The sequence below is a fragment of the Xenorhabdus sp. XBWT genome (assembly GCF_059072735.1).
Map to the genome: position 1 here is coordinate 1223230 of NZ_CM180990.1, position 25479 is coordinate 1248708.

Below are 25479 nucleotides of genomic sequence, written 5' to 3' on the forward strand. Positions count from 1 at the left end.
TAGTACCAATTCAAGGGAACTATCCATTAGCAATGTGACGGTTCAATATTTTGTTGGAATAACAAATTATTACTCAAATGATTTCATATTCATGCTTAGCCTCCGATTCTAATAAATTCCAGTTGCCTTAGTAACAATATCTGCCAGTCTGTCCCCAATTTGCCCGTCCCCGGGTAAGCGAATTGCTGTGTCTCTTTCTAAGATCCGAGGGTAAAAGGCATAATGGCTGAGATGAGAAACAACAACAGTTCCCCTCTGACCATATTCAACCGTTTCCAGCGTACTGTGATCAACCACATCATAGGTAATAAATGGCGTAAAACTATTATATTCCACCCGAACACTGTCTGCTTTAATCAGCAACGACCGTGATACCCCTAATGCAGAAGTACTACCGTAGCTCGCACTAAATTCACATTCAGGTAATATCTCACTAGCAATAAATTTCACTTCATCAAGATTGATTTCTGTTCCGTCTAACGTAATCTGTGCTAGCGAACGTCTCATATAAGTAACCAACTCAGTTCTTTTCACTAGCTCACACAATACAGACGGTGTTGTCACAAGAAAACGGATATCCTGATTAAGCAGCGTATTTTCAATTTGATCGACCAGATGGGAAGAATAGCGGTAAACACAAGCCATATCGCCTGCATTGATGGATCGCTTAACCCAGTAAGGGTCAACATCAATCATAAAACAAAGACCGCCCAACTTTTGTGCACGCACTTTATTGATAGCGCCTACGATATGTGGTCCAGAAGGGACGGCTGCCAGTGTATTGCCAACAGGCCTGCCTGGACGATCTTTATACGATGACATCCGCCAATCAATAAGTGTTTGAATCCACGCATCATAAGCTACAACATATTTTGGCTTCCCTGTTGTACCAGCACTTTCATACACAGAAACTTGTTGATCATGTTTCAATCCATGTGGCAGAAGATGCTGAATTGGAACAGTGTGAAGACGCTCCGAAATATCCGGGAATTTCCGTAAGTCATTAAACGTGTTAACGTCACGAATAGGATTAAACGGTAATTCCTGACGCATCGCCAACCAAAAATCTGTTCCCGTTTCTTCAGAAAAATGCCATTTCATAATCTCCTGAACAAAACGGTTGGGATCCTGATTGGCTTGCACAGCAGTAAGCATCTTAATTTTATGGCTGTAATCGTTCGTTTTTCCACCCATTTTCGGTGCGTTCATAAACCAGTCTCTTATGTATACGGGACGCATCAACTGCCCAGAATTCACAACGCTCTATCATGAATTGATAAACAACAAAGCGCTTAGGTCGCGGTAGTTTATTTTTTCCATCATATTTAGCGACTTCATTGAACAAGGCAGCGATATCCGTGAGAGGATCACTTTGATAAGACACCGTTGATACAGGGTCATAGGCCGGATCCCGCGCATTCCACACCGCATCAGCCACCTCATCGGGAACCAATATTGCTGACCCTGAAAGACTTAACTGGCGCCCTAACTCACGCCAATAGATATGGCAGCCAGCAGAGCCTGTTGAGTCAATATCCTGCCCTTTATGGCTGGAGCTATGCGTCGCAAATAACAGCACATCACCATCAAAACGGACGGGAAACATCGTGCGCATCGAAATATCACCCTCAGCACTGCGTGTCGCAAGAGTATAGGCATCGGGTTCACATACATCACCACTACGTGCACGTGCCAGCCACTCCTTCATCACTATTTCTGGTGAGAGAGGAGGGTTATCATAATGCGGAAAAGGGACATCTAGCTGTCCAGTTAATGACTCGAGTCTCTTCATTTTTCGATTCCTTTAATACCTTTTAATCCGAGCCAACACTTTCATCAAAAACGCGCACTGCATTCTGAGAAATAGCAAACTTGCCCCGATAATTCAGTATGGGAAGCGAGGCCATTTTTGGATTTCACTTCGCCATACATCACACAACGACGATTAAGTAATATACCTTGTTCAATAACCACCTTTTCGTTCATCTGTAACTGCCTATATTTAATTAAGTGCTGTACTATCGGACCCACAACAGAGCCGGTTCCGGCATCTTCTGTCACACCATAAGCCGGAGAGAACATCCGGTTTTCGACTTGTGTTCCTTGCCAGGAAAAGCAATTTACCGCTAAATCATCAAAATCGGCTAAAGCACGCTGATCGGGTTGAAGCCCATGCAATGTTGAAATATTGTCTACTGCGACTAATACATGCCGTGCTCCCGCATCATAGATTTCAACAGGCAGTTCTGCTTTTTCCAGACCTAGCGCGGTCAATAATTTTTTTTCTTCAACAAAAGGTTTATAACTCGCTAAGGGCACAGTAATTTTTACTTCACTCAGTACCTCGCTGTGATGTTCCACTGAAACAGGTACGGCTCCAAAATGCGTGTGGAAAACGAAGTGATTTAGGCCATGGCGACGGGAAAATGCACTTGCTGTTCCCATCAGAGGATGTCCTGCAAACGGTAGCTCATTGACAGGTGTGAAAATTCTCACCCGTGCATGACCATCTTCAGTTCGTTCACTGATAAATGTGGTTTCTGAGAGCTGTAGTTGACGGGCAATCGCTTGCATTACCGGTGCAGACAACACCTCACTATCGTGAAATACAGCAACAGGGTTCCCTTCCAGCGGTATATGGGTAAATGCATTCATTACGTTATAATTAATTACTATATTGTTAGGCATTTTCTCTGCTTCCTGAACATTGCGTTTGCAAAAGAGGTTTAACAAAACGGTCTAAAATCTCCGGCCCATCAATGGTCAGAAAAGACTCCAGATGGAATTGAACAGATGAGAACTGAGCATTGCTAATGGCATGTACTTGTTTATCATCATCAAAGTACAGCGTGATCCCTGCTTTATGCAGTTTGTTAATAGTTTGCCCATCCGCCTTGGCGCAAAACGTGTTGTAAAAACCAACACGTTCTTGTCGGTCACCAAGCCAAATCGTTTTCTGAATACCTTGATTGGGCGGTGATAAGCGAACAATCGGCAATCCCAATAATGCCGAGAGAATTTGGTGGCTAAGACACACCGCAAAAAAAGGGTATTCAGCTGTAATCATGCGCTGGATGATACTGCGCATGTCTGTAACACGCCTGTCGTGCTCATCAAGCGGGTTGCCTGGCCCGGGACCGGCGACAACAAGGTCATAAGGTTTAAAATCGACATCGTTGTGGACTTTCTCAACGAATGCGGTTGCACCAAGGGATACGAACAACGTTTTAAACATTGATGTGAACGTATCATTACCATCCAGAATCAATACCCGCTTTCCTCCGAAATGAGGTAAACAACGCATACGTTCGTCAGGTGCTGTTAGCCAGAAACGAGATACTCTTGCATTCCGGTTTATCAATGCATCAGATATGGCCGGAATATCGCTTAAGTTTTTCATCTTATTTTTATGCACATTCATGTTCAGGAGCCGATTTGTCTCTGGTAACATGGCGCTGTATAACGACTGTGCTTTACTACGGGTTTCATTTGCTTCATCAACGGGATTAGAATCTCGCACTATCGTTGCCCCCACGCTGATTTCAACATGTCCCTGAGGGGTAATTTCTGCAGTGCGGATCGCAATCGCCGAATCAAGCGATATCTGATCAGAGGAATGACTGACTAACGCAATAACACCACTGTAATAACGGCGTCCTTCTGGCTCATAACGCATAACGACATCACATGCGCTTTGTACCGGGCTGCCTATCACTGTCGGCGCAGGTAAGGTCTCACGCAGAATATCAGCAATCCCGGCATGACTTTCCCCGCATAAAACGTATTCCGTGTGTGCGACATGGCTCAGTTGCTTCAATTTCAGTTCACTAACTTGTGCCCCTTTTTCACACAACTGGGACATCACTTTTAGCTCTTCATCTACAACCATGAAAAGTTCGTTGGTCTCTTTTTGACAGGAAAGAAAAGTTAATAATGACTCAACCGTTGGCCCATCAACGGGATACGGGTATGTGCCACTGATAGGGTTCATACTCACTTCACCCTCATTCAATGACGCATGTAATTCCGGGGAGACCCCAATAAATGCCTGCTCACCCGTATTGATTAAAAAGACCCAGTAAGCAGAAAATTCCATTTTCAATAAGCGTCGATAAAGGCTTAATAAATGTGCAGGCTTATACTCTGAAATCGTTGCGCGTAGCTTACGGTGCAGAACAAAGTTAGAACCGGCACCTTGGCCAATTTCATTTTCAATCAGGCGTGTTACTCTTTGACCAAACTGCTTATCATTCAGATTGAAATGGACATTATCTACAGCAAAAGAAGCTTCAGGTAATTGTTCTACCAATGACGAAACTGAAATTTGCTGACGTGCAATGATAGGTAAACTTAGAATCGGCATCCCATCATCAACGGCTGAATAACCACGTTCAATCACTTGTCGAAAAGGCAGTAATAGCAACTTTTCTTTATAAAGAGGATCACGACTGACAGCATGTTCAATGGTGTCAGTTTTTTCTAAATGTAATTGAAAAATCTCAACCTCGCCTGAATTGACTGTTGGGCGATACAACAATGCAAAAGGTTGTTCAGGAGAAGAAATAATAGAAGATAAGAGATTACTCATAATCCACCACGTCCGCAGAGGTCAGTGTTTGTGCACAATTGTCCGACATATAATTGACCGCATTTTGATGCCCTGCCTGAGTGAAATCAGCAAGGGCGTCGGCCACAATAAAAGGACGAATACCATGACTAAAGGCATCAATACTCGTGGCTTGAATACCAATGGAGGCATAGATACCCGTAATAATGAGTGAATCACACTGACGTTCACGTAACTTGTCAGCAAATTCAGATTGATAAAAAGCGCTATAACGCCACTTTGTCAGTATGACATCCCCTGGACTCGGAAAAAGCTCATCAATAATTCGCTGATCATCTTCCGTTGTACGCATACCCGGTCCCCATAAATCAACAAGTAACCCTCGCTGCTCCACTGTCATTCGCCCAGGCTGTGCACTATAAAAAACAGGGATACGGTTATCTCTGGCCCAACGTAATACTTTTGTTGTGGAATTAATCAAATTGATTGCTAGTTTATTAGGTAAAGCATTCACAAAATAACTCTGCATATCATGAATCAATAAAGCACACGTTTCTTTCTTTATTTTCCAATTTAAAGGTTGATGAGAGGGAATATGAATGCTGTCTATGTTATAGGACTCAGATTTTAATGTTCTGCTCATTTTATTAACTTGCCTTTTAATTATTAACTAAGAGCATGACTCAGAAAAAGAACTGAATTGATTTTAATTAACTACTATATAAATAATAGTAGTTAATTATTTTAAATATTTTACTCAGAGAATAATTAATTAATGAAAATTTAAGTGGGGATTCCTTGGCGATTTATTTTTGGCACAATAATATCAAGTGCTTTGAGCTGATTAATCGGGTTCATAAATTCCCGGTTACGTATGATAAGCCCATCACGTAATTCAAAAGAATGAATAAAATGATTTTCATAGTAACGTTCAGGATAATTAGGGAAACGAATAACACCATGGCCATCACACTCAACCCAAATATGATCAGGGTTGTCAGTAGTGAAAATTTTGATATTGTACCATTCCCAGTCGGGAAAACATTGAAGCGACCAGTGGGCATGGCGTTCTAATTTCTCAATACCCCGTATAATAATTGGTTCACCCGTTTCTGTGGTCCAGAGTCCACCTTCTGCATCTTCTGCAAAAAGTTCATGTCTTTTTAAGCGTGCTTCACCCTTGGTTAATTCCAAATACTTCTCTACAATCTTACGATTTTTTTCGCGAATCTGATCAAACTCATCATTATACTTTATCATAAATAACCTATTGAAATAGTAAGTTGAAAATAGCCATAATCTTTATTAACCAGATGGTAATTTCGATCTGACCTAGATCTAGTAATAATACGGCTTTTGGAACATATGAAATAGATGTAAACTACCATCTAATTAATATTATTGAACAATAAGTAGGCTCAAAATGCAATATTATTGTAGATGGTTAAATAATAAATAATAAATAATAAAAGACAAATATATTATGAAAAAATTGTCTATCACTCCCTGTTTTACAATTTTATAAGTAATTATAATCTCGTCATTTTTTACCCAATCATTAGATTTATTATCTTGATTGTTATGAAAATTTATCACATGAAATATATTTTATTTAGAAAGTAAAGTGTATTTATGATATTGGTAATTAATTAAAATTCTGTTATTCCTATTAAGGATGCTACATATTTTTATTATGGAAGTAATATTGGTTTCTTTAATGATATGAATAATTCTTTGTCATAAAGATAAACAAAAAATAATAAACTTTTGTAAATTGCATAGACATTTACGACTGAATAAAATTTAAAAATCATCATGAAATATAGGGTAACCGCCTAATTAATTTCGTATTTTTTAATCTAATGGGAAAATACGAATAATATAACCAAGCGTAGGTTAGTAAAGACAGGGTCTGTTTTGAATAAAAATTTGTAGAAAACGGTTGCACGTTCAATATCAGAAAAATAGCCAGTTGCAAATTGGCAGTCATTGGAACAAAAGTCGTACCACACATAAAAAACCTCAAATTTAACAAAGTATCGATGTCAGAATTATCGGTATAATTAGTAATGCAAACACAACTAAGGCAATAAATACTGATAAAACAATGTGTTATAAAAGATCTTACTGCTATTACAACTACAACCTTATTTTAACAAAACATTAAACTTATTAAAACAAAAATGCAAGGGGTTTTTTATTATAGATAAGTTCGGGGTTGTTGATGTTTTATGTTCATAAATCAATCAACCCACATAGGTAATCAGATAATGATAAATGCCAGTGCTGACATGCTAGCATAATTTCGTTCTAATTTATCGTATCTAGTTGATATATAACTAAAATATTTGATTCTGGCAAACGCATTCTCCACTAAATGTCGGTGATGATATCGCTTCATACTGTTATGCATGAATGAGAAAGAGACATTACTAAATTAACGGGAAATGGCTACATTCGCTTTGATATGTTTAAGGTGAACTACAATCGTAAAGGTAACCACCACCAATAATGACCATGCTCCCCATTTTCCCGCATGAACAACAGACCAAGCGCCTAATTGATGTGGGTATTGCCAGATCCCAAAGAAAGTCCCGAAGTTTTCCGCTAGCCAAATAAAAAAACCAATTAGTATAAAAGCAAGTAATAGTGGCATTTTGCGTTTTTTATCCAACGGCGTATAAAAAACAGTACCACGTACATACAAACCGAAAATAAAAGCAGTTAAGTACCCGCGATAATCATCAATATAATGATGACTAAAGAAGTTGATATAAATGGCCAGTGCCACCAGTGTTGCCATCCAATACGGTGGGTAATGCTCAATACGTACCTTAAAAAAGCGCCATGATTGTATAATGTAGCTCCCCACAGCTGCATACATAAAACCTGTAAATAGCGGGACTCCCCAAAGTTTAGTAAACGCAGCGTCAGGATATTGCCATGAACTGATAGATGCTGATGTTTTAAATAGCTCCATTATGAAGCCGACTAAGTGGAAGACACAGATCGCTTTCAATTCATCCCATGTTTCGAGTTTTGACCATATTAGTAATGCTTGAAAGGCCACTGCAAATACGAATAGTACATCATAACGTGGTATGCCTATGATGCCTTTTGCCGGAACCAAAAATAAAGCCAAAAAAAAGAAACCAGCAAATAAGCACGAGCGTGCATTAATCAATCCAAAGAAAAGAAACTCTAAGATAAATCGCTTAATACCCTTGCTGCTATTGGGTTTGTGAGCCATTAATAAGTTATCAACTTTACGCAGAATATTCAGTTTTTGGCTCATACTTTCCATTTAATTAACCTGTTGGTATTATTTTCCGTCAACTCACTACGATAATGTTTATTTCACGCCGCGAATTCTAACAGGATTTTAATAACCATTCACTAGCACCTATTCTGCTGCCGGAGCATTGATTATTACAGGAGATAAAGAGGGGAGCACTTCTTATGGGCTTGCTGTAAGTAGGTTTTTACCGAACTTATTGAAACACCGAGGTCTTCCGCTACATCTTTATAACGCATCCCTTGAAGTTGGGTCAGCAAAAATGCCTGCCGAACTTTTGTCGGAAGTTCATCAAGAGTTTTATCTATACTGTCTAACTGTTCTAACAGTAAAAACTGATACTCAGAAGAAATTGATGAGATTTTCGGGACTGTACTGACATATTCCAGATAATTGTCTTCAAGTTTTTTCCTGCGGTAATGATTAGAGATGGTTCTGCGGGTTATCGTCATTAAAAAGGCTTTTGGCTGGCAGAGATTGGTGAGATCTGATGACTGCATCAGTTTGATGAAAATTTCATGAGCGAGGTCTTCGGCATGATTTGAATAAGCACTGTTTTTTCTGATCCAGCAGCATAACCAAGAGTAATAATCGGAATAGAGTTGTCGGGCAATTTCATTATGCCCAAGTGTGTGTTTTTGCACCGTCATGATTATATTGCCTAGTAGGAGGGGTAAGGATGATAATAATAATTATTTGTATTTAATGGAGGGAAGTCAACGCCACATTTCAGATCTAACCCCCTTAATTTTTAAGAGGGTTAGGGATTAAGTAGTTAAATGCAGTTAGAATTGCTGCGAAATACTGAGCTTGTAATTACGGCCAATACCGGAAACTGCTTCTCCTAAGTAAGGATAATAATCACGATTGAACAAGTTATCGACGGTGATACGTGCTTCAAAACCATTCATGAAAGTAGGACGCCAGCTCGCAAACAGGCCGTGCAAGGCATAACCTTTACTTTTAGGTAATGCCCAATATCCAGCCATTGGATCATCATCCACAGGTGAGCGATCTTGTTTGCGGACAAATTCTCCTTTCCATCCCATCTCCATCTGCAATTGTGGGATTTTGAAACCTAGCATGGCATGGACAGAGGTCGGCGGAATTTCCGTAAACCAGGTTTTATGGCCTATCCATGGGTCTCTCATAGAAGTATCACGCTGACCGCGGATAGTAGAGAAAGATAATTTCCCGAATAGTTTGCTGCTGTTGTAGAAGGTTTCAATTTCCAGACCTTCGATGGTATATCCCGGCAAATTGCGGTAGTTTGACAGGTTTTTTTCACATGAACTGCTGGAGCCACTTTTAGTTTGAACTTTACAGTAAATCCCTCGTCTTTTGAAGATTTCATCCTTACCACGGTTACGGAATAAAGTGGTACGAATTTGCAGGCTGTCATCCTCAAACATCAGATTATCGAAATCAAGAATTGCGCCGAATCGTACTCCTGTCATCCTTTCAACATCAAGGTTACGGCTGGAGCCAGTGAGGCTGGTGAAAACTGATTGAACCTCATATTGTTCATCAATCAATGGTGCCCGCCATGTACGGCTGATATCTGCAAACAGGGAAATATTTTTGCTGGCTTGCCACATTACACCCAAATGAGGCGACCAGCCAGTATAAGTTACACTGCGGTAGTCATGGTTTGCTTCAGGTGATTTGTTGTTAAATCTCGGTGCCTTATTCTCTTCACCAGTATTTTTGATATGGTCGTAGCGGACACCCGGAATTACAGTTACACTCCCCAGTTTCAAAGAATCCTTAATATATAAGCTGTAAGCTTGCTGACTACCGGCTGGCATATAGCTAGGTTGATAATAGCCATAATTGTACTCTGCTTCATTTTTCTTCCCCCTGTCAAACATTAAAATATCGCTATCCTTTTTATGCCAACGTGTTCCCAGCAATAATTCATGCTCGATTATGCCTGTTGAGAATACACTCTTATTCTGGATTTCCGCGCTATTATCGATGTAATTAACCCAGCTTTTATTGCCCATTAATCCGCTGAAAGTATTAGCAGCATTTTCCGGACGGCTATCGTCTTGTTTGGTTTTGGAATACCCATAAGTCATCGTCAGATTTAGCCATCGATTGTCCTCTGGCGCGATATTCCACTTAGCTGTGTAGTTTTGATCAACTTGTTCACGGAAGACCAGTTTCCTTTTCCATGCATCATCCCAGCCATATTTTTTTACCTCGGCAGCCGATGGAACTACCATTCCATCTCGTTTAGCTGCCCATGGTTGCCAACCATCCGATTCGGAACGCATAGCAGACAGGCTTATGGTATGGGTATCATTGAGGTAGAAGTTGGTTTTTAATAAATAAGATGTTTGGTCGTTGTGTGAAAACTCAAAACGAGTACCATCAGGGCGTTTAATATTATGACCATCGCGCTTACTCACATAGAGTAACCCATCTGCAAAACCATCAGGATCTCTGCCAAACAGGGCACCACTGCTGATCCATTGTCTGTCATTGGTGTGATAGCTTTGTTTGATCAAGCCTCCCCAGTTTTCATCAGGCCTCAGCAAATCATTGGCATCCTTGGTGACAATTTTAACAGATCCACCAAATCCACCATTACCATTCAGTAAATTGTGCGGCCCTTTATCAATATCTATGCGTTTAACTAACTCTGGCTCAATAAAGATAGAACCCTGACGATATTTCTGGAAACCTTTTGGGGCATCATCCAGCGTGACTTTTACATCTTCATTTGCCCCCATCCCCCAAATGTTTAATGTTTGCCCGCCAGGACGCGGAGATCCTGACATCGAAACACCCGGCAGTTGATCGAGCAATTGAGCAATGTTATCAGCTTGTGTCCGGTCAATATCTGCCTTTTTAAGTACTGAACTGCCCGCATCATTGCTATTGTATAAACTTTCTACAACAGAAAGTGTGGATAGTTTCATCACTTCACTTTTCTTCTCAGGTTCTTGCTCAGTTGAATTTGCAGTAGCATAAACAGAGCCGGAAAATACAGCACCCAGCACTAATGTTCCTGAGACTGTGCTGGTTAAAATTTTCTGAATCATGGTCACGAGTGGGCGTTTTTCCAATTTTTGACTATTATTTGCCATAAATTTCCTGAAATATGATCAAGTAAAGTATTTTCATTGTTATAAGTCATCTGAGAAACTAAATCGGGCAAACAAAAATGAGAATTATTTTTATTTGTGGATTTTGTTAAGCAGTACGGTGATAGCTTTTATACCCAACCAACAAAGCTAGCAGCTTGGAAGACGACGGGTATATTTTATAAATTGTGTGATCTTTATTCATTGCAGTTGATTGAAATAATTGTTTATTTCGTTTCACCTTCTCAATCGCTGACTATGTCAGCAATGAGATCAAAGTGCTTATTACTTAAGTTAAATTTCTGTAAGTACAAGGGGTTAGTCAATGAAGAAGAAAATTTTTGGTTCTTTGATAGTGGCTGGTTTCGTAACACTGATTGTGGGTTGTGATGATGCGTCGAAAAAAGCCGAAGATGTTGCTCAGCAAGCTGAAGAAAGTGCAGTACAAATGAAAAAGGATGATGAACAAAAAGCGACGAGTGTGATGGATAGAACAAAAGAAAAATCACATGATATTAAGGAAAATACTCAGCATGAAAGCCACGGCATGGTTGATAAGTCTAAGGATGCGCATGGCGGAATCAGTAATTCTGTCAGCGACATTGCCGATCAGGCGAAGTCAAAAATGGCTGATATGCAAAATGAAGCCACTAAGACAGCGAACGATTTGATGGACAGTATGAAAACCAAAACGGGAGAGCTAAAAAATCAGACCGCTGACAAGCTTAATCAGCTTTCAGATGGAATAAAATCGAAGACGGAAGATATGAAGTCTGAGGCCGATAAAAAAACGGATGATTTGACCAATAGTCTGAAAAGTAAGGATGATAAAAAAGATGAAGATTAATTTATCAATGTGATTTCCTGTCAGTATGAAAAATGATTTAATATTGGAAGGGTGATCTGAAAAGATCACCCTTATCCTTACATAAATTAAGCTAAATATTCTTTCTATTACCCTAACTTGACTTAATCTATCTATTTAAACATAGGTCAGAGTTTACTCTGAGAACCACATTCAGGACATAATAATGAAAATAAAACACAGCTTAGGAAGACAGAATTCTGAAGTAATTCAGCAAGCATTCGACATCCGCAAACAGGTATTTACGGATGAACAGGGATTTGCGGCTGAGATTGATATTGATGAGTATGATGATATTGCTCTGCATGTAGTGATATATGATGATGAAAAGCCGATTGGTGTATTACGGGCAATTCTGATGGACAATAATATGCTTAAAGTCGGTCGTGTTGCGATATTAAAGGGTTATCGTGGTCGGGGAATTGGTCGTAACATCGTGGAGTTTATTGAAGATTATGGGCGCAAAAATAGCATTACGACTATTAGTTTATCCTCACAATGTCATGCTCAACCATTTTATGAAAGCCTGGGTTATCAAGCCCATGGTGAAATTTATTTAGAAGAGGGCGCGGAACATATCTTTATGACATTGGATTTGGTCTAAGTTAGTTGAATATCAATACGGGAAAAAATGACGATGTAAAAAATATTACAATATATTTCAATTTTCCCGTATTGATGGTTTATCACATTTTTATGTGAATAAATTTATTGGTGATTATTTTTCGTCAATTGACGAACTGGCGTGTCATTGGCAACATAATATTTCGCCTGACTACGTGGCAGGGGGGCAATTCCCCGAATTCTATCGGCGATTTTTTCTGCCATCATAATTGTTGTGGCGTTCAAATTTCCGGTAATGATGCTTGGCATAATAGAAGCATCAATAACACGTAAATTCTTAACGCCGTGTACACGCCCTTGACCATCCACAACAGCCATTTCGTCTGTTCCCATTTTGCAGCTGCATGATGGATGAAATGCCGTTTCGGCATGTTCGCGAATAAACGCATCCAACTGTTCATCTGTCTGAATTTCAGCGCCTGGACTGATTTCTCGTCCACAGTAGGGAGAGAGCGCGGGTTGTGCCATGATTTCCCGTGTTATGCGAATAGCATCGCGGAATTCCTGCCAATCTTGCTCCGCCGACATATAATTGAACAAAATACTGGGATGCTGACGTGGACACCGTGACTTAATTTTCACTCGGCCACGGCTTGGGGAACGCATAGAACCGACGTGAGCCTGAAAGCTATGCTGATTGACGGCATTGCTGCCATTGTAATTAACAGCAACAGGCAGGAAGTGAAATTGAATATTCGGCCAGGCAAATTTTTCACTGGTACGAATAAAACCACCCGCTTCAAATTGATTGCTGGCACCAATACCCGTGCCTTTGAATAACCACTCAGCCCCAATTTGAGGTTGGTTATACCATTTTAAGGCAGGGTAAAGAGAGATGGGTTTGATGCATTCATACTGTAAATACATTTCAAGGTGATCTTGCAGGTTTTGACCGACTCCCGGTAATACTTGTACAACCGGAATGCCAAGTTCGTTCAAGATTTTTTCAGAACCAATACCTGAGCGTTGCAAAATCTGTGGGGAAGCGATGGCTCCGGCACAAAGTAAAACTTCTTTACGAGCTTTGGCTTTCATCACAGTCGCGCTATTACCCCGATAAAAATTAACGCCAACTGCTGTTTTCCCTTCAAATTTGAGGATATCAGTTAAGGCATGGGTAATGATTGTGAGATTAGCCCGAGATCGTGCTTGATCCAGATAGCCACGAGCGGTGCTGGCCCGACGCCCATTAAGGGTTACAGTGCGATCCATTGGACCAAAACCTTCTTGCTGATAACCATTGAGATCATCAGTACGTGGGTAACCTGCTTGGATACCCGCTTCGACCATAGCGTGAAAAAGTTCATTATTTCCCGACTTGGGCGTTGTGACACTGACAGGCCCTTCACCACCGTGATAGTCATTTGCGCCGATATCCCGTGATTCAGCTTTGCAAAAATAGGGGAGGCAATCAAGATAAGTCCAGTCTTCCAGCCCTGGCTGCATCGCCCAATTGTCAAAGTCCAGTGCATTGCCACGGATATAGCACATACCGTTAATCAGTGAAGAACCACCAAGCCCTTTTCCGCGACCGCATTCCATGCGTCGATTATTCATATGAGGTTCAGGATCGGTTTCATAAGCCCAGTTATAACGGGTTCCCTGCAAGGGATATGCCAGTGCTGCCGGCATTTGAGTGCGGAAGTCGAATCGGTAATCCGGCCCGCCAGCTTCCAACAACAGGACAGTCACATTGGGATCTTCCGTCAGACGAGTTGCAAGCACATTACCCGCTGAACCAGCACCGATAATAATGTAGTCAAATACCATTGTTATCTCCTCTGTTTCAGTTATGGATTAAAATAGGGATTCAAAATCGCCCAGTTCCACCTGTATTGATTTAGTCTGTGTGTAATGTTGCAGTGTCATCAGCCCATTTTCACGACCAACACCAGAATGTTTATAACCGCCCACAGGCACGGTAGCCGGAGATTCACCCCACGTATTGATCCAACAAATTCCGGCTTCCAGTTGATGGATGACCCGGTGTGCACGAGAAAGATCTTTTGTCACTAATCCGGCACCTAAGCCGTAATTGGTGTTATTGGCTCGCACGATAACTTCATCTTCCGTTTCATAAGTCAGGATACACATGACAGGGCCAAAGATTTCTTCCCGTACAATCAGCATATCATCAGTACAATCACTGAATACCGTTGGTGCAACAAATGCGCCTTTTGCCAGTTCGCCTTCCTGTATGCGTTCACCACCACAGAGCAAGCGGGCATCAGTGTTTTTGCCACTATTGATATAGCGTAAAACAGATTCCATATGCGGGAAGCTGACCAGAGGGCCAAAATTGGTGTTGAAATCAAGAGGTGAACCAATGCGAATACGTTTAACACGCTCAAGAATTTTGGCTTCAAATTGTGAGAGCATGGCTTTGGGAATAAAAACGCGTGTTCCGTTAGTACAAACCTGACCTGAACTGAAAAAGTTTGCCATCATCGCAATATCAGCTGCGCGATCCAGATCTGCATCATCAAAGATAATCAGAGGGGACTTGCCACCCAGCTCCATTGTGACTTCTTTTAAGGTGGAACTGGACGCATTTGCCATGACTTTTTTGCCGGTGACTGTGCCGCCGGTAAAAGATATCTTGGCAATTTTCGGATGGATTGCCAGATAATGCCCTGCTTCATGACCTGCGCCAGTCAGGACGTTAAACACGCCATCAGGCAAACCGGCTGCGGTATAAATTTCAGCTAATTTTAGAGCAGTGAGAGAAGTGAATTCACTGGGTTTGAAAATCATTGCATTACCGGCAGCCAGTGCGGGTGCAGATTTCCAAAGAGCGATTTGAATAGGGTAGTTCCATGCACCAATGCCTGCCACAACACCCAGTGGCTCTCGACGTGTATATACAAAAGATGATTCACGCAATGGAATTTGCTGCCCTTCAAGGGCAGGGATTAAACCTGCATAATATTCCAATACATCAGCACCAGAAGCAATATCAAGTTGCCGGGTTTCAGAAAGTGGTTTCCCTGTATCCAGTGTTTCCAGTTCAGCCAGTTCATCATTGCGCTCACGCAAAATATTCACTGCCTTGAGTAAGATCCGGGAACGTTCCACTGCTGTCATGGCTGCCCAAATTTTCTGTCCTTGAAGAGCACTCTGGACAGCCAGATCAACATCCTGCTCTGTTGCGGACTGAAATTGAGCAATAATCCCGCCATTAGCGGGATTGATTGCATCAAAGGTCTTGATGTCAGGGGTGATGCTATCAACATAAGCACCATGGATATAAAGTTTCTGTAATCCAAAATGGGTCATAGATTCTCCTTAAGAGCCTATCCATAAGGTTTGAACTCAGGTCATACCAGATGTACTGAGTTTCTGTTTGATGTAATCGATAGTGATTTTAAATGCCCCGTCAATGTCAAAGGGCTTGCTGTTTAATGCACTTCTTAACCAAATACCATCAATCAATGCTGCAAGTCCCTGAGCCGCCAGCCGTGCTTCTGCTTTGGGAAGAGCGCGCCTAAATTCAACACAGATATTAGAATACAAGCGGCGTTCATTAACTTGTTGTAAACGATACAGTTTGGGCTGGTGAATGCTGCTTGCCCAAAATGCCAACCAGGTTTTCATTGCCGCATTGCTGATTTGGCTGGGATCAAAGTTCCCTTCGACAATCGCTTTTAGCCGCTGCGCGGGAGTTGCGTTGTCAAGCAGACGTAATCGACGTGCTACTGCCATGCCCAGTTGATTCAGCAGATAACGCATGGTGGCTTCCAGTAGCCCATTTTTATCTTTGAAGTAGTGGCTGATAATTCCGTTGGAAACGCCTGCTTTTCGGGCTATTTGCGCAATACTGGCTTCCTGCATTCCAACTTCATTGACAACGGTTAATGTCGCATCAATGAGTTGCTGTTTTCTTATCGACTGCATTCCAATTTTGGGCATTATCTTAGGCTCAGAAAATCAATCATTCGGCGGGTATTAAACTTTTTTTTAATTGAATATTCAATCAAAATTAAATATGTTTTATTACAATATTTTTACAATGTGAAATCTAAATTATTAAATGTAATTTAAAATTTAATTTTAATTCATATGGTTATATCAATTATTCTTTTTCTGTTTTTCTACACTCATTAATTTCAGGAACTGCCTATGAACACACAAGACAGTCCAAAAAACACTCAGAAGGACACACTAAATTCTGTCGTTTTTTTCTTCTCGGCTGGACTAATTATTATTTTTTCGCTATTCACGATTTTCTTTACTGATGCGACAAGTATCTGGATAAAAAATACACTGAATTGGGTTTCTAAAACCTTTGGTTGGTACTATTTGCTTGCTGCGACGCTTTACATCGTATTTGTTGTTTTTGTCGCTGCTTCCCGTTTTGGCTCCATCAAATTGGGGCCAGAGCAATCCAAGCCGGAATTTAGCCTGCTTAGTTGGGCCGCCATGCTGTTTGCTGCCGGGATAGGTATTGATTTGATGTTTTTCTCGGTGGCAGAACCTGTGACGCAATATATGCGACCACCAACGGGTCAAGGAGAAACGATAGAAGCAGCCCGTCAGGCGATGGTGTGGACGCTGTTCCACTATGGCCTGACGGGCTGGTCTATGTATGCCTTGATGGGCATTGCGTTGGGGTATTTTAGTTATCGTTACAATTTGCCCCTGACCATTCGTTCAGCACTTTATCCCATTTTTGGTGATCGCATAAAAGGTCCCATTGGTCATGCCGTGGATATTGCGGCAGTGATAGGAACTATTTTTGGGATTGCAACCACGTTGGGAATTGGGGTGGTGCAGTTGAATTACGGCCTGAAAGTGCTTTTCGGATTACCGCAAGGCTTGGGCGTTCAGGGCGGTTTGATATTGTTGTCCGTGGTGATGGCAATTATTTCTGTGACTTCTGGTGTGCATAAAGGGATTCGTTTTCTGTCCGAATTGAATATACTGCTGGCTCTGGGGCTTGTCTTGTTTATCTTGTTTGTGGGCGATACCGAGTTCCTGCTCAACGGATTGGTGCAGAATGTTGGAGATTATATTAGCCGATTCATGGGAATGACGCTGAATAGCTTTGCATTTGAACGCCCGACTGAGTGGATGAATAGTTGGACGCTATTTTTCTGGGCATGGTGGGTGGCTTGGTCGCCGTTTGTTGGATTGTTCCTGGCACGTATTTCCCGTGGCAGAACCATTCGTCAATTTGTTATGGGAACATTGGTTATTCCATTTGTTTTTACCCTGTTGTGGCTTTCGATTTTTGGTAACAGTGTGTTGTATGAAATCCTTCACGGTAATCGTCAGTTGGCTGAAACTGTACTGCAACATCCAGAACAAGGTTTTTATGGTTTGTTGGCACTTTATCCTGCCTTCACGTTCAGTGCATCGGTTGCCACAATCACGGGATTGCTGTTTTATGTGACATCAGCAGATTCGGGTTCATTGGTTTTGGGTAATTTCACGTCCAATCTCAGTGATATCAATAATGATGCCCCTAATTGGTTAAGAGTCTTCTGGTCTATAGCTATTGGGGTATTAACATTAGGTATATTAATGACTGATGGCATTTCTGCTTTACAAAATATGACAGTTATAATGGGGTTGCCTTTTAGTTTTGTTATCTTCTTTGTGATGGCAGGGTTATATAAATCTTTGCGGGTAGAAGATTTCCGCAAAGCCAGTTCATTGCAAAATACGTCACCTACTCTCGTACATGACAATGGTTCTTTGAATTGGAAGCAGCGTTTAAGCCGCATGATGCATTTTCCGGGGACAAAAAACACACAACGAATGTTAGATATGGTGTGTCGCCCAGCCATGTTGGAAGTCGCGAAAGAATTAGTGGTGAGTGGTGCAAGGGTTCAGTTTAATGCTTTGCCCCCGAAAGAAGACAAGCGATTGAATCCACTTGAGTTGATTGTTGATTTGGGAGATGAACAGAATTTTGTTTATCAAATCTGGCCGCAACGTTACTCAGTACCCGGGTTTACCTATCGGGCAAGGTCGGGTAAATCCTATTATTATCGATTAGAAACATTTCTGATGGAAGGAACTCAGGGAAATGATTTAATGGATTACACAAAAGAGCAGATTATCAGTGACATTCTTGACCATTATGAAAAACACCTGAACTTTATTCATCTGAATAGGGAATCTCCGGGACAGACATTGATATTTCCGAGCTAAAAGTTAATACAGAATAATAAGAAACTGCCTGTAATTTTATATAAAACAGGCGGTTTTTACCGAAACAGAAAATTAATGTTATTTATGATTTTTTATTCCCTCGGAATAGTAAGCTTCAGGGTAAATCTTACCGTAATAACCCTCTAATTGAGATTCTGACATTTTTGATATCTCTACGTATTTGGGTGAGAATAAAACAAAAAATGACATTAATCCCATTAAAGCTGAAAATCCAAGTAACAAAATTCTTATATCATAGCTTTCCACAATATATGTTGCAGATATCATGCCTAACGGAATTGATACAATGCAAATGGCAAGGAATTTAGATTCCATTGTATTGCGATATGACTCTGGTGTAGCAAGGCATCTAATTGAAGTTGTATTTATATTATAAATAACTAAACCTACTCCACTAATTAACATATAACAACATAATTGAAATAATGATGTTGCAGTTGATATTCCAGCTATGCAAAGAGCCAGAGTTAATGCAGAAATAAAGGCAGTATGAGCTTTACAAAATATCTTATTTATATATTTAATGACAATGGTACTGCCAATCATCATGCCTATGCCAAATGTTGCTTCGGCCATTCCTACCTGTAGGGCACTTAGTTTAAACTCATTTATAATGATAATGGGAATAATATAGGCGACTAATGGAACAATAGTGAAATTAAAAAACGAAGAAACAATCACTAAAGTTGCTTCTGTCGGATTTTTGGTGATGATTTTAAGGCTCCCGACATTACTTTTATGAGATTGTGATGGTTTTTCTTTTTGTTGATTTTTTATGAAATAAAAACCAATAATTGATGAAATGGACATTAAAGAAATAAAAGCTAACGCCCCATTCATATTTAAATAATGTATTACGATCCCGGATATTGCAGGGCCAAGTATGATATTAACAGAGTTAACAATACCTCTATATTTAAATGCGGATTCTAGCTTATTGGTATCGCTTATTTCTGGAAGAATGCTGGTGCCGATGGGTTGAATGAGTATGGCTGAAACTGAGGCAAAAATGTATATAATTCCTAATGGTAGATATAGATTACTATCTATAAAATTAGAAATTATGAAAAGTAAGGAGGTTGGGGTAATGCAAAATAAGATTATATTTTTTTTATTGAACCTATCACCGAGATTACTCATGAATACCAAGAATAAGACTTGCAAAAGCCAAGATGAAAAAATAAACCATCCAAGTTGAAAATCCAGATTTAATATTTCAATCATCCACCATGAGAATAGCATGCCAAACGCTCTTGTAGAGGACGTGAATAAAATATCAGATATTTGATATAAGAAAAATGAAATATTATTTTTCATTACTACCCTTATTTTTATTAATAACCATGTTTATTTATAAATCACATTAATGATACATATTAAATTCACTTATGTCACTTTTATATTGGGTCAGAGTGAAAGGTTTGATTTGTTATTTATTGAATATTTATGTTGTAATAAATTTTCAAGATATAAGGAGTCAGTTTAGTCGGGATACATGTTACATTGCAAAGCCCACAGTTGGAACGGCAGCTTTTATTAGAGTGGTAATCCCAAAATGGCAAAACCGATGCGGTATGTGATGTAAAAAAGGGATCTCTCCCACACTGCCTGCCGTGGGAGAGATAGTGTAGTTTTATTGCTTTCTACGGTTGTTAAGTATCACTCTTTAACCGGAATAGATTTCAGAATAGCGGTGAGAAATTGCCAGTATTGACCAACACTCTTAATGTGGACTTTTTCATCAGGGGAGTGAGCGCCACGAATGGTCGGGCCAATGGAAACCATGTCCATATCAGGGTAAGGTTTTTTGAACAGGCCACATTCCAGACCCGCGTGAACCACCATGATATTTGGAGTTTTGTCAAAGAGTTGGTGATAAGTTTCACGAACTAAATGCATGACCGGAGAATTGGCATCAGGCTGCCAGCCCGGATAGCTACCACTTACCACTGTTTCTGCACCAGACAATTTCGCGAGAGAATGCAGCATGTCAACGACATAAATCTTACCGCTTTCAATCAGTGAACGAATCAGGCAGATAACTTCGGTTTTCTCTTCATCCATTGTCACAACTCCAACATTCAGAGAGGTTTCTACAACCCCTTTAACAACGTCACTCATACGAATAACGCCATTAGGCATAGCATTGAGCATGGATAAGAAACGAGTTTGGCAATCTTTCGTTAACGCCTGTGATGAGGTTTCGATTTCATCCAGTAAGAGAGTAAGATTAGTTTCAATTACCGAATATTCGTTTTTCAGTGTTTCCAGATAATTATCTTTCAACTGGTACAATTTTTCGAGTTTATCGGCAGGAACTGCAATGACAGTATAACCTTCACGAGGAATGGCGTTACGCAGAGTTCCACCTTGCAAATGGATTAATTTCAGATCTAGATCATCGTCATGGGCTGAGAGGAAACGAGCCAATAATTTATTGGCATTACCGAGTCCCTGATGAATATTCCCACCAGAGTGACCGCCTTTTAATCCCTTAATTGTTAGTTTCAGGGTTTTGTAACCCTCCGGCAATGCTTTACGGGAAAGCACCAGAGTGGTGATAAAATCAATGCCACCGGCACAACCCATGTAGATTTCGCCTTCTTCTTCTGAATCGGTATTGATCAGAATGTCGGCCTGTAACCAGCCAGATTTAAGGCCAAATGCGCCATCCATGCCCGCTTCTTCAGTCATGGTCAATAAAACTTCCAATGGACCATGTTTGACTGATTCGTCTGCCAATACCGCCAGAGCAGAAGCCATACCAATACCGTTATCAGCTCCCAGCGTTGTACCGTCTGCCATGAGCCAATCTCCGTCAATATAAGGACGGATAGGATCTTTTGTAAAATCATGCTGGGTATCATTGTTTTTCTGTGGAACCATATCAAGGTGTGCTTGAAGTACGACCGCCTTGCGGTTTTCCATCCCTTTTGAAGCGGGTTTTCTGATCAGAATATTACCGACTTCATCCCTCTCTACATGGAATCCTTTGTTTCTGGCCCACTCAATGATATGGGATGCCAGTGCTTCTTCATGATAGGACGGATGAGGGATAGAACAAATTTCGGCAAAAATATCCCATAGGGGTTGAGGGGTTAATGTTGATAATTCGGACACGGCGAATCTCCTGTAATGACATCTGGTGAGATGAAAATGGTAATTTTTGACACATTGGGGAGCTTTTGTCATTTAGCGTTAGCCCAATGCCCATGCCATGCCTGAGGATACCATTTTATTGCCTGCAATGCTTAGTCAGAATGAGGATTTACCTTGTTTTTACTGGTTTTTGTCTACTCAAATCACTATAATCTTGCGCAACCTTTTTTCCGCAAAAAAACGCTTTTTTGAAATATTCTTAGTTTCCAGGATCAAATTTTATGAGTGAAAAATATGTTGTAACGTGGGATATGTTGCAAATACATGCACGTAAATTGGCGCAACGTTTACTTCCCGTAGAACAGTGGAAGGGTATCATCGCAGTTAGCCGTGGTGGCCTTGTGCCGGGAGCATTATTGGCTCGTGAATTAGGGATTCGCCATGTCGATACTGTTTGTATTTCCAGTTATGATCATAGTAATCAGCGTGAATTGACCGTATTGAAAAAAGCGGAAGGTGACTGTGAAGGCTTCATCGTTGTTGATGATTTGGTTGATACCGGTGGTACTGCGAAGGCAATTCGCGATATGTATCCTAAAGCCCATTTTGTAACTATTTTTGCGAAACCCGCTGGTCGCCCTCTTGTGGATGATTATGTTGTTGATATTCCACAAAACACATGGATTGAGCAGCCATGGGATATGGGCGTAATGTTCATTCCACCTATTTGTGATGAGCAGTAAGATTTTTCTTTTGACATGACTAAAAAAAACCTTTCAGAATCGTTGTTTAAGCCGGGTTTTAAACATCGGGAAACCTCTACACTGGTAAAATTCACTCGCCCACAGTCTGCAACTACCAGTGAGAATATGCTTGGTGGGAAGCGCCGCGAGCATTGGTATCGAATGATCAATTGGCTCGCTTGGATCTGGAGGGGAATAGATCCGCTGGAGATCCAAGAAGTTCTCAGCCGGATTGCTGTAACGGATGCCGAGCGCAGTACTGACCATCTGTTGGATACTGTGATCGGTTATCGCAAAGGAAACTGGGCATTTGAGTGGTCGCAACTTGCAATGTACTGGCAGCAAGAAGCATTGTGTGCCGAAGAGGCAGAACAAGCCGGAGCATGTTGGTTAAAGGCTTCGACTTTATATAGTATCGCGGCTTACCCTCATTTACACGGTGATGGGTTGGCAGCTCAAGCTATTGTGCTTGCCAATAAAGCGTATGAAAATGCAGCGCGATTTTCTGATTATGAATTGAAAAAGTTGGAATTTCAGTTAGAAGATGGCAAAAGTGTCACAGGTCTACTGCATATTCCTTCCCATGTTAAAGGGCCTTGCCCGACAATATTAGTCTGTGCCAGCCTTGATAATGTACAGAGTGATTGTTGGCGTCTATTCCGTGAACATTTTTCCCCCCTCGGCTTTGCTATGCTGACGCTGGATGTGCCTTCTGTAGGTTATTCTGCCAAATTTACATTAACGCAGGATACCTGTGCGCTTCATCAGAAAGTTTTGCAGCAATTGAATAGCGTACCGTGGATTGATCATACCTGTGTAGGCGTATTTGGTTTCCGTTTTGGGGCAAATATTGCTGTTCGCCTCGCCTATCTGGAACCAAAGTTGATTAAAGGGGTATCTGTAGTCGGGCCGATTGTGCATGAATTACTGCATGATGAAAAACTACAGCAGAAAATCCCGTCAATGTATATTGATGTACTGGCTAATCGTTTGGGTATCTACCATGTTGATGAAGAACGATTGCGTTCAGAGCTGAGTTGTTATTCGCTAAAAAATCAAGGTTTGCTTGGGCGTCGCTGTAGTGTCCCTATGTTGTCGGTATATTGGGAAGATGACATTTTCAGTCCAAGAAAAGACTCAAAATTGATTGCAATGTCATCAATAGATGGTTCGTTGAAGGCAATTCCTGCTAAGTCAATTTATGGTGGTTTCAATAAGGCGTTACACGAAATAAGTGTATGGCTGAAAGATAAAGTTTTATAAAATAAAATTTATTACTTGATATTTTTTAATCATTTGATACAAAGGTGATTCTGTATATAAGGAGACCTTTGTATGACTTTACCCGCAAGTTATTCTAAAAATAAGTTGTTAAAGCGTTTTTCTGCATTAGGGCCGTATGTACGTGAATTAAAATGCCAAAATGGTTATTTTTTCTTTGACTGTTTAGCTGTTTGTGTCAGTGCAAAAGTGGTGCCGGAAAAACGTGAATTTTGGGGATGGTGGTTAGAATTAGAAGAACAGGGACAGGGCTTTGTTTATAATTATCAGATAGGCTTATTTGATAAAAAAGGTGAATGGAATTCAATGAATATCAGAAAAAAGGCTGATCTTGTACACCTTGAATCAACTTTACAGGCATTCCATAAACGTTTGGCCGATTCTTTCGATACTCTCAAACTTACTTTGGTTCCATCTGAAAACACCATCACCCTCCAAACTCAAACCATGGTATGAGTCTTCTTTCTTTAAATTTTGCGTTATGCCAGTTGGCATAACGCTTCTCTCCTGTTAAAACTGAATATTGTTTTTTAACGGTTCGTCTTTTTAAGCGAATTGTTTTTTAAACATATTGTTTTTCTCAAATTTTTTTTCAAATAACTGTAATGGCAGAAATATGATGAATGGCAGCCAAACGTTGGTTGTGAAACTGGGGACGAGTGTATTGACCGGCGGCTCTCGTCGTTTGAATCGTGCCCACATTGTGGAATTGGTTCGCCAATGTGCTAAACAGCATGAAAAAGGCCACCGCATTATTATTGTAACTTCTGGCGCAATTGCGGCTGGACGTGAGCATTTAGGATATCCGGATCTTCCTGCAACAATTGCTTCGAAACAGTTGTTGGCAGCGGTTGGACAAAGTCGCTTGATTCAATTATGGGAACAGCTTTTCTCAATTTATGGTATTCATGTCGGACAAATGTTGCTGACTCGTGCAGATTTGGAAGATCGTGAACGTTTTCTGAATGCGAGAGATACACTGCAAGCGTTGCTTGATAATCATATTGTTCCCATTATTAATGAAAATGATGCCGTTGCTACGGCAGAAATTAAAGTTGGTGACAATGATAATCTTTCTGCGTTGGCCGCCATTTTGGGCTGTGCGGATAAATTATTGCTCCTGACTGATATTGAAGGTCTTTATACTGCTGATCCCCGTAGTAACCCTGATGCAGAATTGATCGCAGAAGTGCATGACATCAGCGATGAGTTGAAAATGATGGCCGGAGACAGCGTTTCCGGTTTAGGTACGGGAGGAATGGCCACAAAGCTCCAGGCGGCAGGTGTGGCCGGGCGTGCGGGAATTGATGTTATTATCGCTGCTGGTGACAAGCCGGATGTAATTTCCGACGTTATTGAAGGAAAACCAGTTGGAACACGTTTTCATGGCTTGTCTAGCCCGATGGAAAACCGTAAGCGCTGGATTTTTGGAGCGCCTCCGGCTGGAGAAATCATTATTGACCATGGCGCAGAAACGGCCATTCTTCAGAAAGGCAGTTCTTTATTACCAAAGGGGATCAAAAACGTCAAAGGTAATTTTTCCCGTGGTGAAGTTATTCGCATCCTCAGCTTATCCGGCAAGGATTTGGCTCATGGAGTTTGCCGTTATAATAGTGACGCTTTACGTTTGATAGCTGGGTATCATTCACAACAAATTAGCCAGATACTAGGTTATGAGTATGGCGCCGTTGCGGTTCACCGTGACGATTTGATCGTAAGTTAATTAATTGATCATA

Annotated in this window: 21 protein-coding genes and 1 pseudogene; 7 read left to right on the top strand and 15 right to left on the bottom strand. The window is 40.8% G+C overall.

The features are described from left to right. Nucleotides 1-108: 108 nt before the first annotated feature. The 10 genes and pseudogenes from AC5JQI_RS05535 to AC5JQI_RS05580 form a co-directional block, all read right to left on the bottom strand. Complete coding sequence (locus tag AC5JQI_RS05535; protein WP_493913991.1) at nucleotides 109-1209, bottom strand: phenazine antibiotic biosynthesis protein; 1101 nt, start codon at nucleotides 1207-1209, stop codon at nucleotides 109-111. Next, the gene (locus AC5JQI_RS05540; RefSeq protein WP_493913992.1) at nucleotides 1163-1792 is read right to left on the bottom strand and encodes a pyridoxine 5'-phosphate oxidase C-terminal domain-containing protein; all 630 of its coding nucleotides are present in this window, start codon (nucleotides 1790-1792) and stop codon (nucleotides 1163-1165) included. Before AC5JQI_RS05540 ends, AC5JQI_RS05535 begins: the two co-directional genes overlap by 47 nt. A 44-nt stretch (nucleotides 1793-1836) precedes the next feature. Then, nucleotides 1837-2688: a PhzF family phenazine biosynthesis protein gene (locus AC5JQI_RS05545; protein WP_493913993.1), complete on the bottom strand. Its 852-nt coding sequence runs from the start codon at nucleotides 2686-2688 to the stop codon at nucleotides 1837-1839. Beyond that, on the bottom strand, nucleotides 2681-4588 hold the full coding sequence (locus AC5JQI_RS05550) for an anthranilate synthase family protein (RefSeq protein WP_493913994.1): 1908 nt from the start codon (nucleotides 4586-4588) through the stop codon (nucleotides 2681-2683). The genes AC5JQI_RS05545 and AC5JQI_RS05550 overlap by 8 nt, the downstream gene beginning before the upstream one ends. Further along, nucleotides 4581-5210 (bottom strand): isochorismatase family protein, encoded by a 630-nt coding sequence (locus tag AC5JQI_RS05555; RefSeq protein ID WP_493913995.1) that lies wholly within the window; start codon nucleotides 5208-5210, stop codon nucleotides 4581-4583. Before AC5JQI_RS05555 ends, AC5JQI_RS05550 begins: the two co-directional genes overlap by 8 nt. 140 nt (nucleotides 5211-5350) lie before the next feature. Continuing rightward, entirely contained in the window at nucleotides 5351-5827 is a 477-nt protein-coding gene (locus tag AC5JQI_RS05560) for a PhzA/PhzB family protein (protein WP_323854643.1), read from the bottom strand. A gap of 1003 nt (nucleotides 5828-6830) precedes the next feature. Next, a pseudogene (locus tag AC5JQI_RS05565) lies at nucleotides 6831-6959 on the bottom strand (IS5/IS1182 family transposase); the annotation flags it as partial. Nucleotides 6960-7004: 45 nt separating this feature from the next. Then, nucleotides 7005-7871 (bottom strand): DUF817 domain-containing protein, encoded by an 867-nt coding sequence (locus AC5JQI_RS05570; protein WP_493913996.1) that lies wholly within the window; start codon nucleotides 7869-7871, stop codon nucleotides 7005-7007. 125 nt (nucleotides 7872-7996) lie between these two features. Then, nucleotides 7997-8512, bottom strand: coding sequence for a sigma-70 family RNA polymerase sigma factor (locus AC5JQI_RS05575; RefSeq protein WP_493913997.1), 516 nt, complete (start codon nucleotides 8510-8512; stop codon nucleotides 7997-7999). Between the two features lie 135 nt (nucleotides 8513-8647). Then, entirely contained in the window at nucleotides 8648-10957 is a 2310-nt protein-coding gene (locus tag AC5JQI_RS05580) for a TonB-dependent hemoglobin/transferrin/lactoferrin family receptor (RefSeq protein WP_493913998.1), read from the bottom strand. Nucleotides 10958-11279: 322 nt separating this feature from the next. Between AC5JQI_RS05580 and AC5JQI_RS05585 the strand changes: the two genes are divergently transcribed. Both AC5JQI_RS05585 and AC5JQI_RS05590 read left to right on the top strand, forming a co-directional pair. Next, nucleotides 11280-11801, top strand: a complete 522-nt coding sequence (locus tag AC5JQI_RS05585; protein ID WP_493913999.1) for a YtxH domain-containing protein — start codon at nucleotides 11280-11282, stop codon at nucleotides 11799-11801. Between the two features lie 184 nt (nucleotides 11802-11985). Continuing rightward, entirely contained in the window at nucleotides 11986-12423 is a 438-nt protein-coding gene (locus tag AC5JQI_RS05590; RefSeq protein ID WP_493914000.1) for a GNAT family N-acetyltransferase, read from the top strand. Nucleotides 12424-12527: 104 nt separating this feature from the next. Here the strand turns inward: AC5JQI_RS05590 and betA are convergent, their stop codons facing one another. From betA to betI, 3 genes are read right to left on the bottom strand one after another with little or no spacing between them, the layout of a single operon-like run. Then, a complete protein-coding gene (gene betA / locus AC5JQI_RS05595; RefSeq protein ID WP_493914001.1) occupies nucleotides 12528-14213 on the bottom strand; it encodes a choline dehydrogenase in 1686 nt (561 codons plus the stop codon). Between the two features lie 27 nt (nucleotides 14214-14240). After that, nucleotides 14241-15719: a betaine-aldehyde dehydrogenase gene (gene betB / locus AC5JQI_RS05600; RefSeq protein ID WP_493914002.1), complete on the bottom strand. Its 1479-nt coding sequence runs from the start codon at nucleotides 15717-15719 to the stop codon at nucleotides 14241-14243. Between the two features lie 36 nt (nucleotides 15720-15755). Next, nucleotides 15756-16352: a transcriptional regulator BetI gene (gene betI, locus AC5JQI_RS05605; protein WP_493914003.1), complete on the bottom strand. Its 597-nt coding sequence runs from the start codon at nucleotides 16350-16352 to the stop codon at nucleotides 15756-15758. A gap of 210 nt (nucleotides 16353-16562) precedes the next feature. Here betI and AC5JQI_RS05610 point away from each other — a divergent pair, with 210 nt between their 5' ends. Next, nucleotides 16563-18599 (top strand): choline transporter, encoded by a 2037-nt coding sequence (locus tag AC5JQI_RS05610; protein ID WP_493914004.1) that lies wholly within the window; start codon nucleotides 16563-16565, stop codon nucleotides 18597-18599. A 78-nt stretch (nucleotides 18600-18677) separates the two neighbouring features. Here AC5JQI_RS05610 and AC5JQI_RS05615 read toward each other — a convergent pair whose 3' ends face one another. Together AC5JQI_RS05615 and pepD are read right to left on the bottom strand one after the other, a co-directional pair. Continuing rightward, nucleotides 18678-19937 carry an MFS transporter gene (locus AC5JQI_RS05615; RefSeq protein ID WP_493914005.1) on the bottom strand — a complete coding sequence of 420 codons (1260 nt, stop codon included), beginning with the start codon at nucleotides 19935-19937 and terminating at the stop codon, nucleotides 18678-18680. Between the two features lie 342 nt (nucleotides 19938-20279). Then, complete coding sequence (gene pepD, locus AC5JQI_RS05620) at nucleotides 20280-21740, bottom strand: beta-Ala-His dipeptidase (RefSeq protein ID WP_493914006.1); 1461 nt, start codon at nucleotides 21738-21740, stop codon at nucleotides 20280-20282. Between the two features lie 260 nt (nucleotides 21741-22000). Between pepD and gpt the strand changes: the two genes are divergently transcribed. The 4 genes from gpt to proB all read left to right on the top strand — a co-directional run bounded on the left by gpt (nucleotide 22001) and on the right by proB (nucleotide 25466). Then, nucleotides 22001-22462, top strand: a complete 462-nt coding sequence (gene gpt / locus AC5JQI_RS05625) for a xanthine phosphoribosyltransferase (RefSeq protein WP_493914007.1) — start codon at nucleotides 22001-22003, stop codon at nucleotides 22460-22462. Nucleotides 22463-22477: 15 nt separating this feature from the next. Next, nucleotides 22478-23725, top strand: a complete 1248-nt coding sequence (frsA, locus tag AC5JQI_RS05630) for an esterase FrsA (protein ID WP_493914008.1) — start codon at nucleotides 22478-22480, stop codon at nucleotides 23723-23725. 72 nt (nucleotides 23726-23797) lie between these two features. Continuing rightward, nucleotides 23798-24199, top strand: coding sequence for a sigma factor-binding protein Crl (crl, locus tag AC5JQI_RS05635; protein ID WP_493914009.1), 402 nt, complete (start codon nucleotides 23798-23800; stop codon nucleotides 24197-24199). 163 nt (nucleotides 24200-24362) lie between these two features. Continuing rightward, nucleotides 24363-25466: a glutamate 5-kinase gene (gene proB, locus AC5JQI_RS05640; protein WP_237386674.1), complete on the top strand. Its 1104-nt coding sequence runs from the start codon at nucleotides 24363-24365 to the stop codon at nucleotides 25464-25466. Nucleotides 25467-25479: the final 13 nt, after the last annotated feature.

Bases quoted from the DNA above. Each gene is read 5' to 3' on its own strand.
- AC5JQI_RS05545 (WP_493913993.1), bottom strand. From the start codon at position 2,688: ATGCCTAACAATATAGTAATTAATTATAACGTAATGAATGCATTTACC.
- gpt (WP_493914007.1), top strand. From the start codon at position 22,001: ATGAGTGAAAAATATGTTGTAACGTGGGATATGTTGCAAATACATGCA.
- AC5JQI_RS05610 (WP_493914004.1), top strand. From the start codon at position 16,563: ATGAACACACAAGACAGTCCAAAAAACACTCAGAAGGACACACTAAAT.
- AC5JQI_RS05580 (WP_493913998.1), bottom strand. From the start codon at position 10,957: ATGGCAAATAATAGTCAAAAATTGGAAAAACGCCCACTCGTGACCATG.
- AC5JQI_RS05540 (WP_493913992.1), bottom strand. From the start codon at position 1,792: ATGAAGAGACTCGAGTCATTAACTGGACAGCTAGATGTCCCTTTTCCG.
- frsA (WP_493914008.1), top strand. From the start codon at position 22,478: ATGACTAAAAAAAACCTTTCAGAATCGTTGTTTAAGCCGGGTTTTAAA.
- AC5JQI_RS05560 (WP_323854643.1), bottom strand. From the start codon at position 5,827: ATGATAAAGTATAATGATGAGTTTGATCAGATTCGCGAAAAAAATCGT.
- AC5JQI_RS05590 (WP_493914000.1), top strand. From the start codon at position 11,986: ATGAAAATAAAACACAGCTTAGGAAGACAGAATTCTGAAGTAATTCAG.
- crl (WP_493914009.1), top strand. From the start codon at position 23,798: ATGACTTTACCCGCAAGTTATTCTAAAAATAAGTTGTTAAAGCGTTTT.
- betI (WP_493914003.1), bottom strand. From the start codon at position 16,352: ATGCCCAAAATTGGAATGCAGTCGATAAGAAAACAGCAACTCATTGAT.
- AC5JQI_RS05575 (WP_493913997.1), bottom strand. From the start codon at position 8,512: ATGACGGTGCAAAAACACACACTTGGGCATAATGAAATTGCCCGACAA.
- AC5JQI_RS05585 (WP_493913999.1), top strand. From the start codon at position 11,280: ATGAAGAAGAAAATTTTTGGTTCTTTGATAGTGGCTGGTTTCGTAACA.
- AC5JQI_RS05550 (WP_493913994.1), bottom strand. From the start codon at position 4,588: ATGAGTAATCTCTTATCTTCTATTATTTCTTCTCCTGAACAACCTTTT.
- betB (WP_493914002.1), bottom strand. From the start codon at position 15,719: ATGACCCATTTTGGATTACAGAAACTTTATATCCATGGTGCTTATGTT.
- AC5JQI_RS05555 (WP_493913995.1), bottom strand. From the start codon at position 5,210: ATGAGCAGAACATTAAAATCTGAGTCCTATAACATAGACAGCATTCAT.
- proB (WP_237386674.1), top strand. From the start codon at position 24,363: ATGAATGGCAGCCAAACGTTGGTTGTGAAACTGGGGACGAGTGTATTG.
- AC5JQI_RS05535 (WP_493913991.1), bottom strand. From the start codon at position 1,209: ATGAACGCACCGAAAATGGGTGGAAAAACGAACGATTACAGCCATAAA.
- AC5JQI_RS05615 (WP_493914005.1), bottom strand. From the start codon at position 19,937: ATGAAAAATAATATTTCATTTTTCTTATATCAAATATCTGATATTTTA.
- AC5JQI_RS05570 (WP_493913996.1), bottom strand. From the start codon at position 7,871: ATGGAAAGTATGAGCCAAAAACTGAATATTCTGCGTAAAGTTGATAAC.
- betA (WP_493914001.1), bottom strand. From the start codon at position 14,213: ATGGTATTTGACTACATTATTATCGGTGCTGGTTCAGCGGGTAATGTG.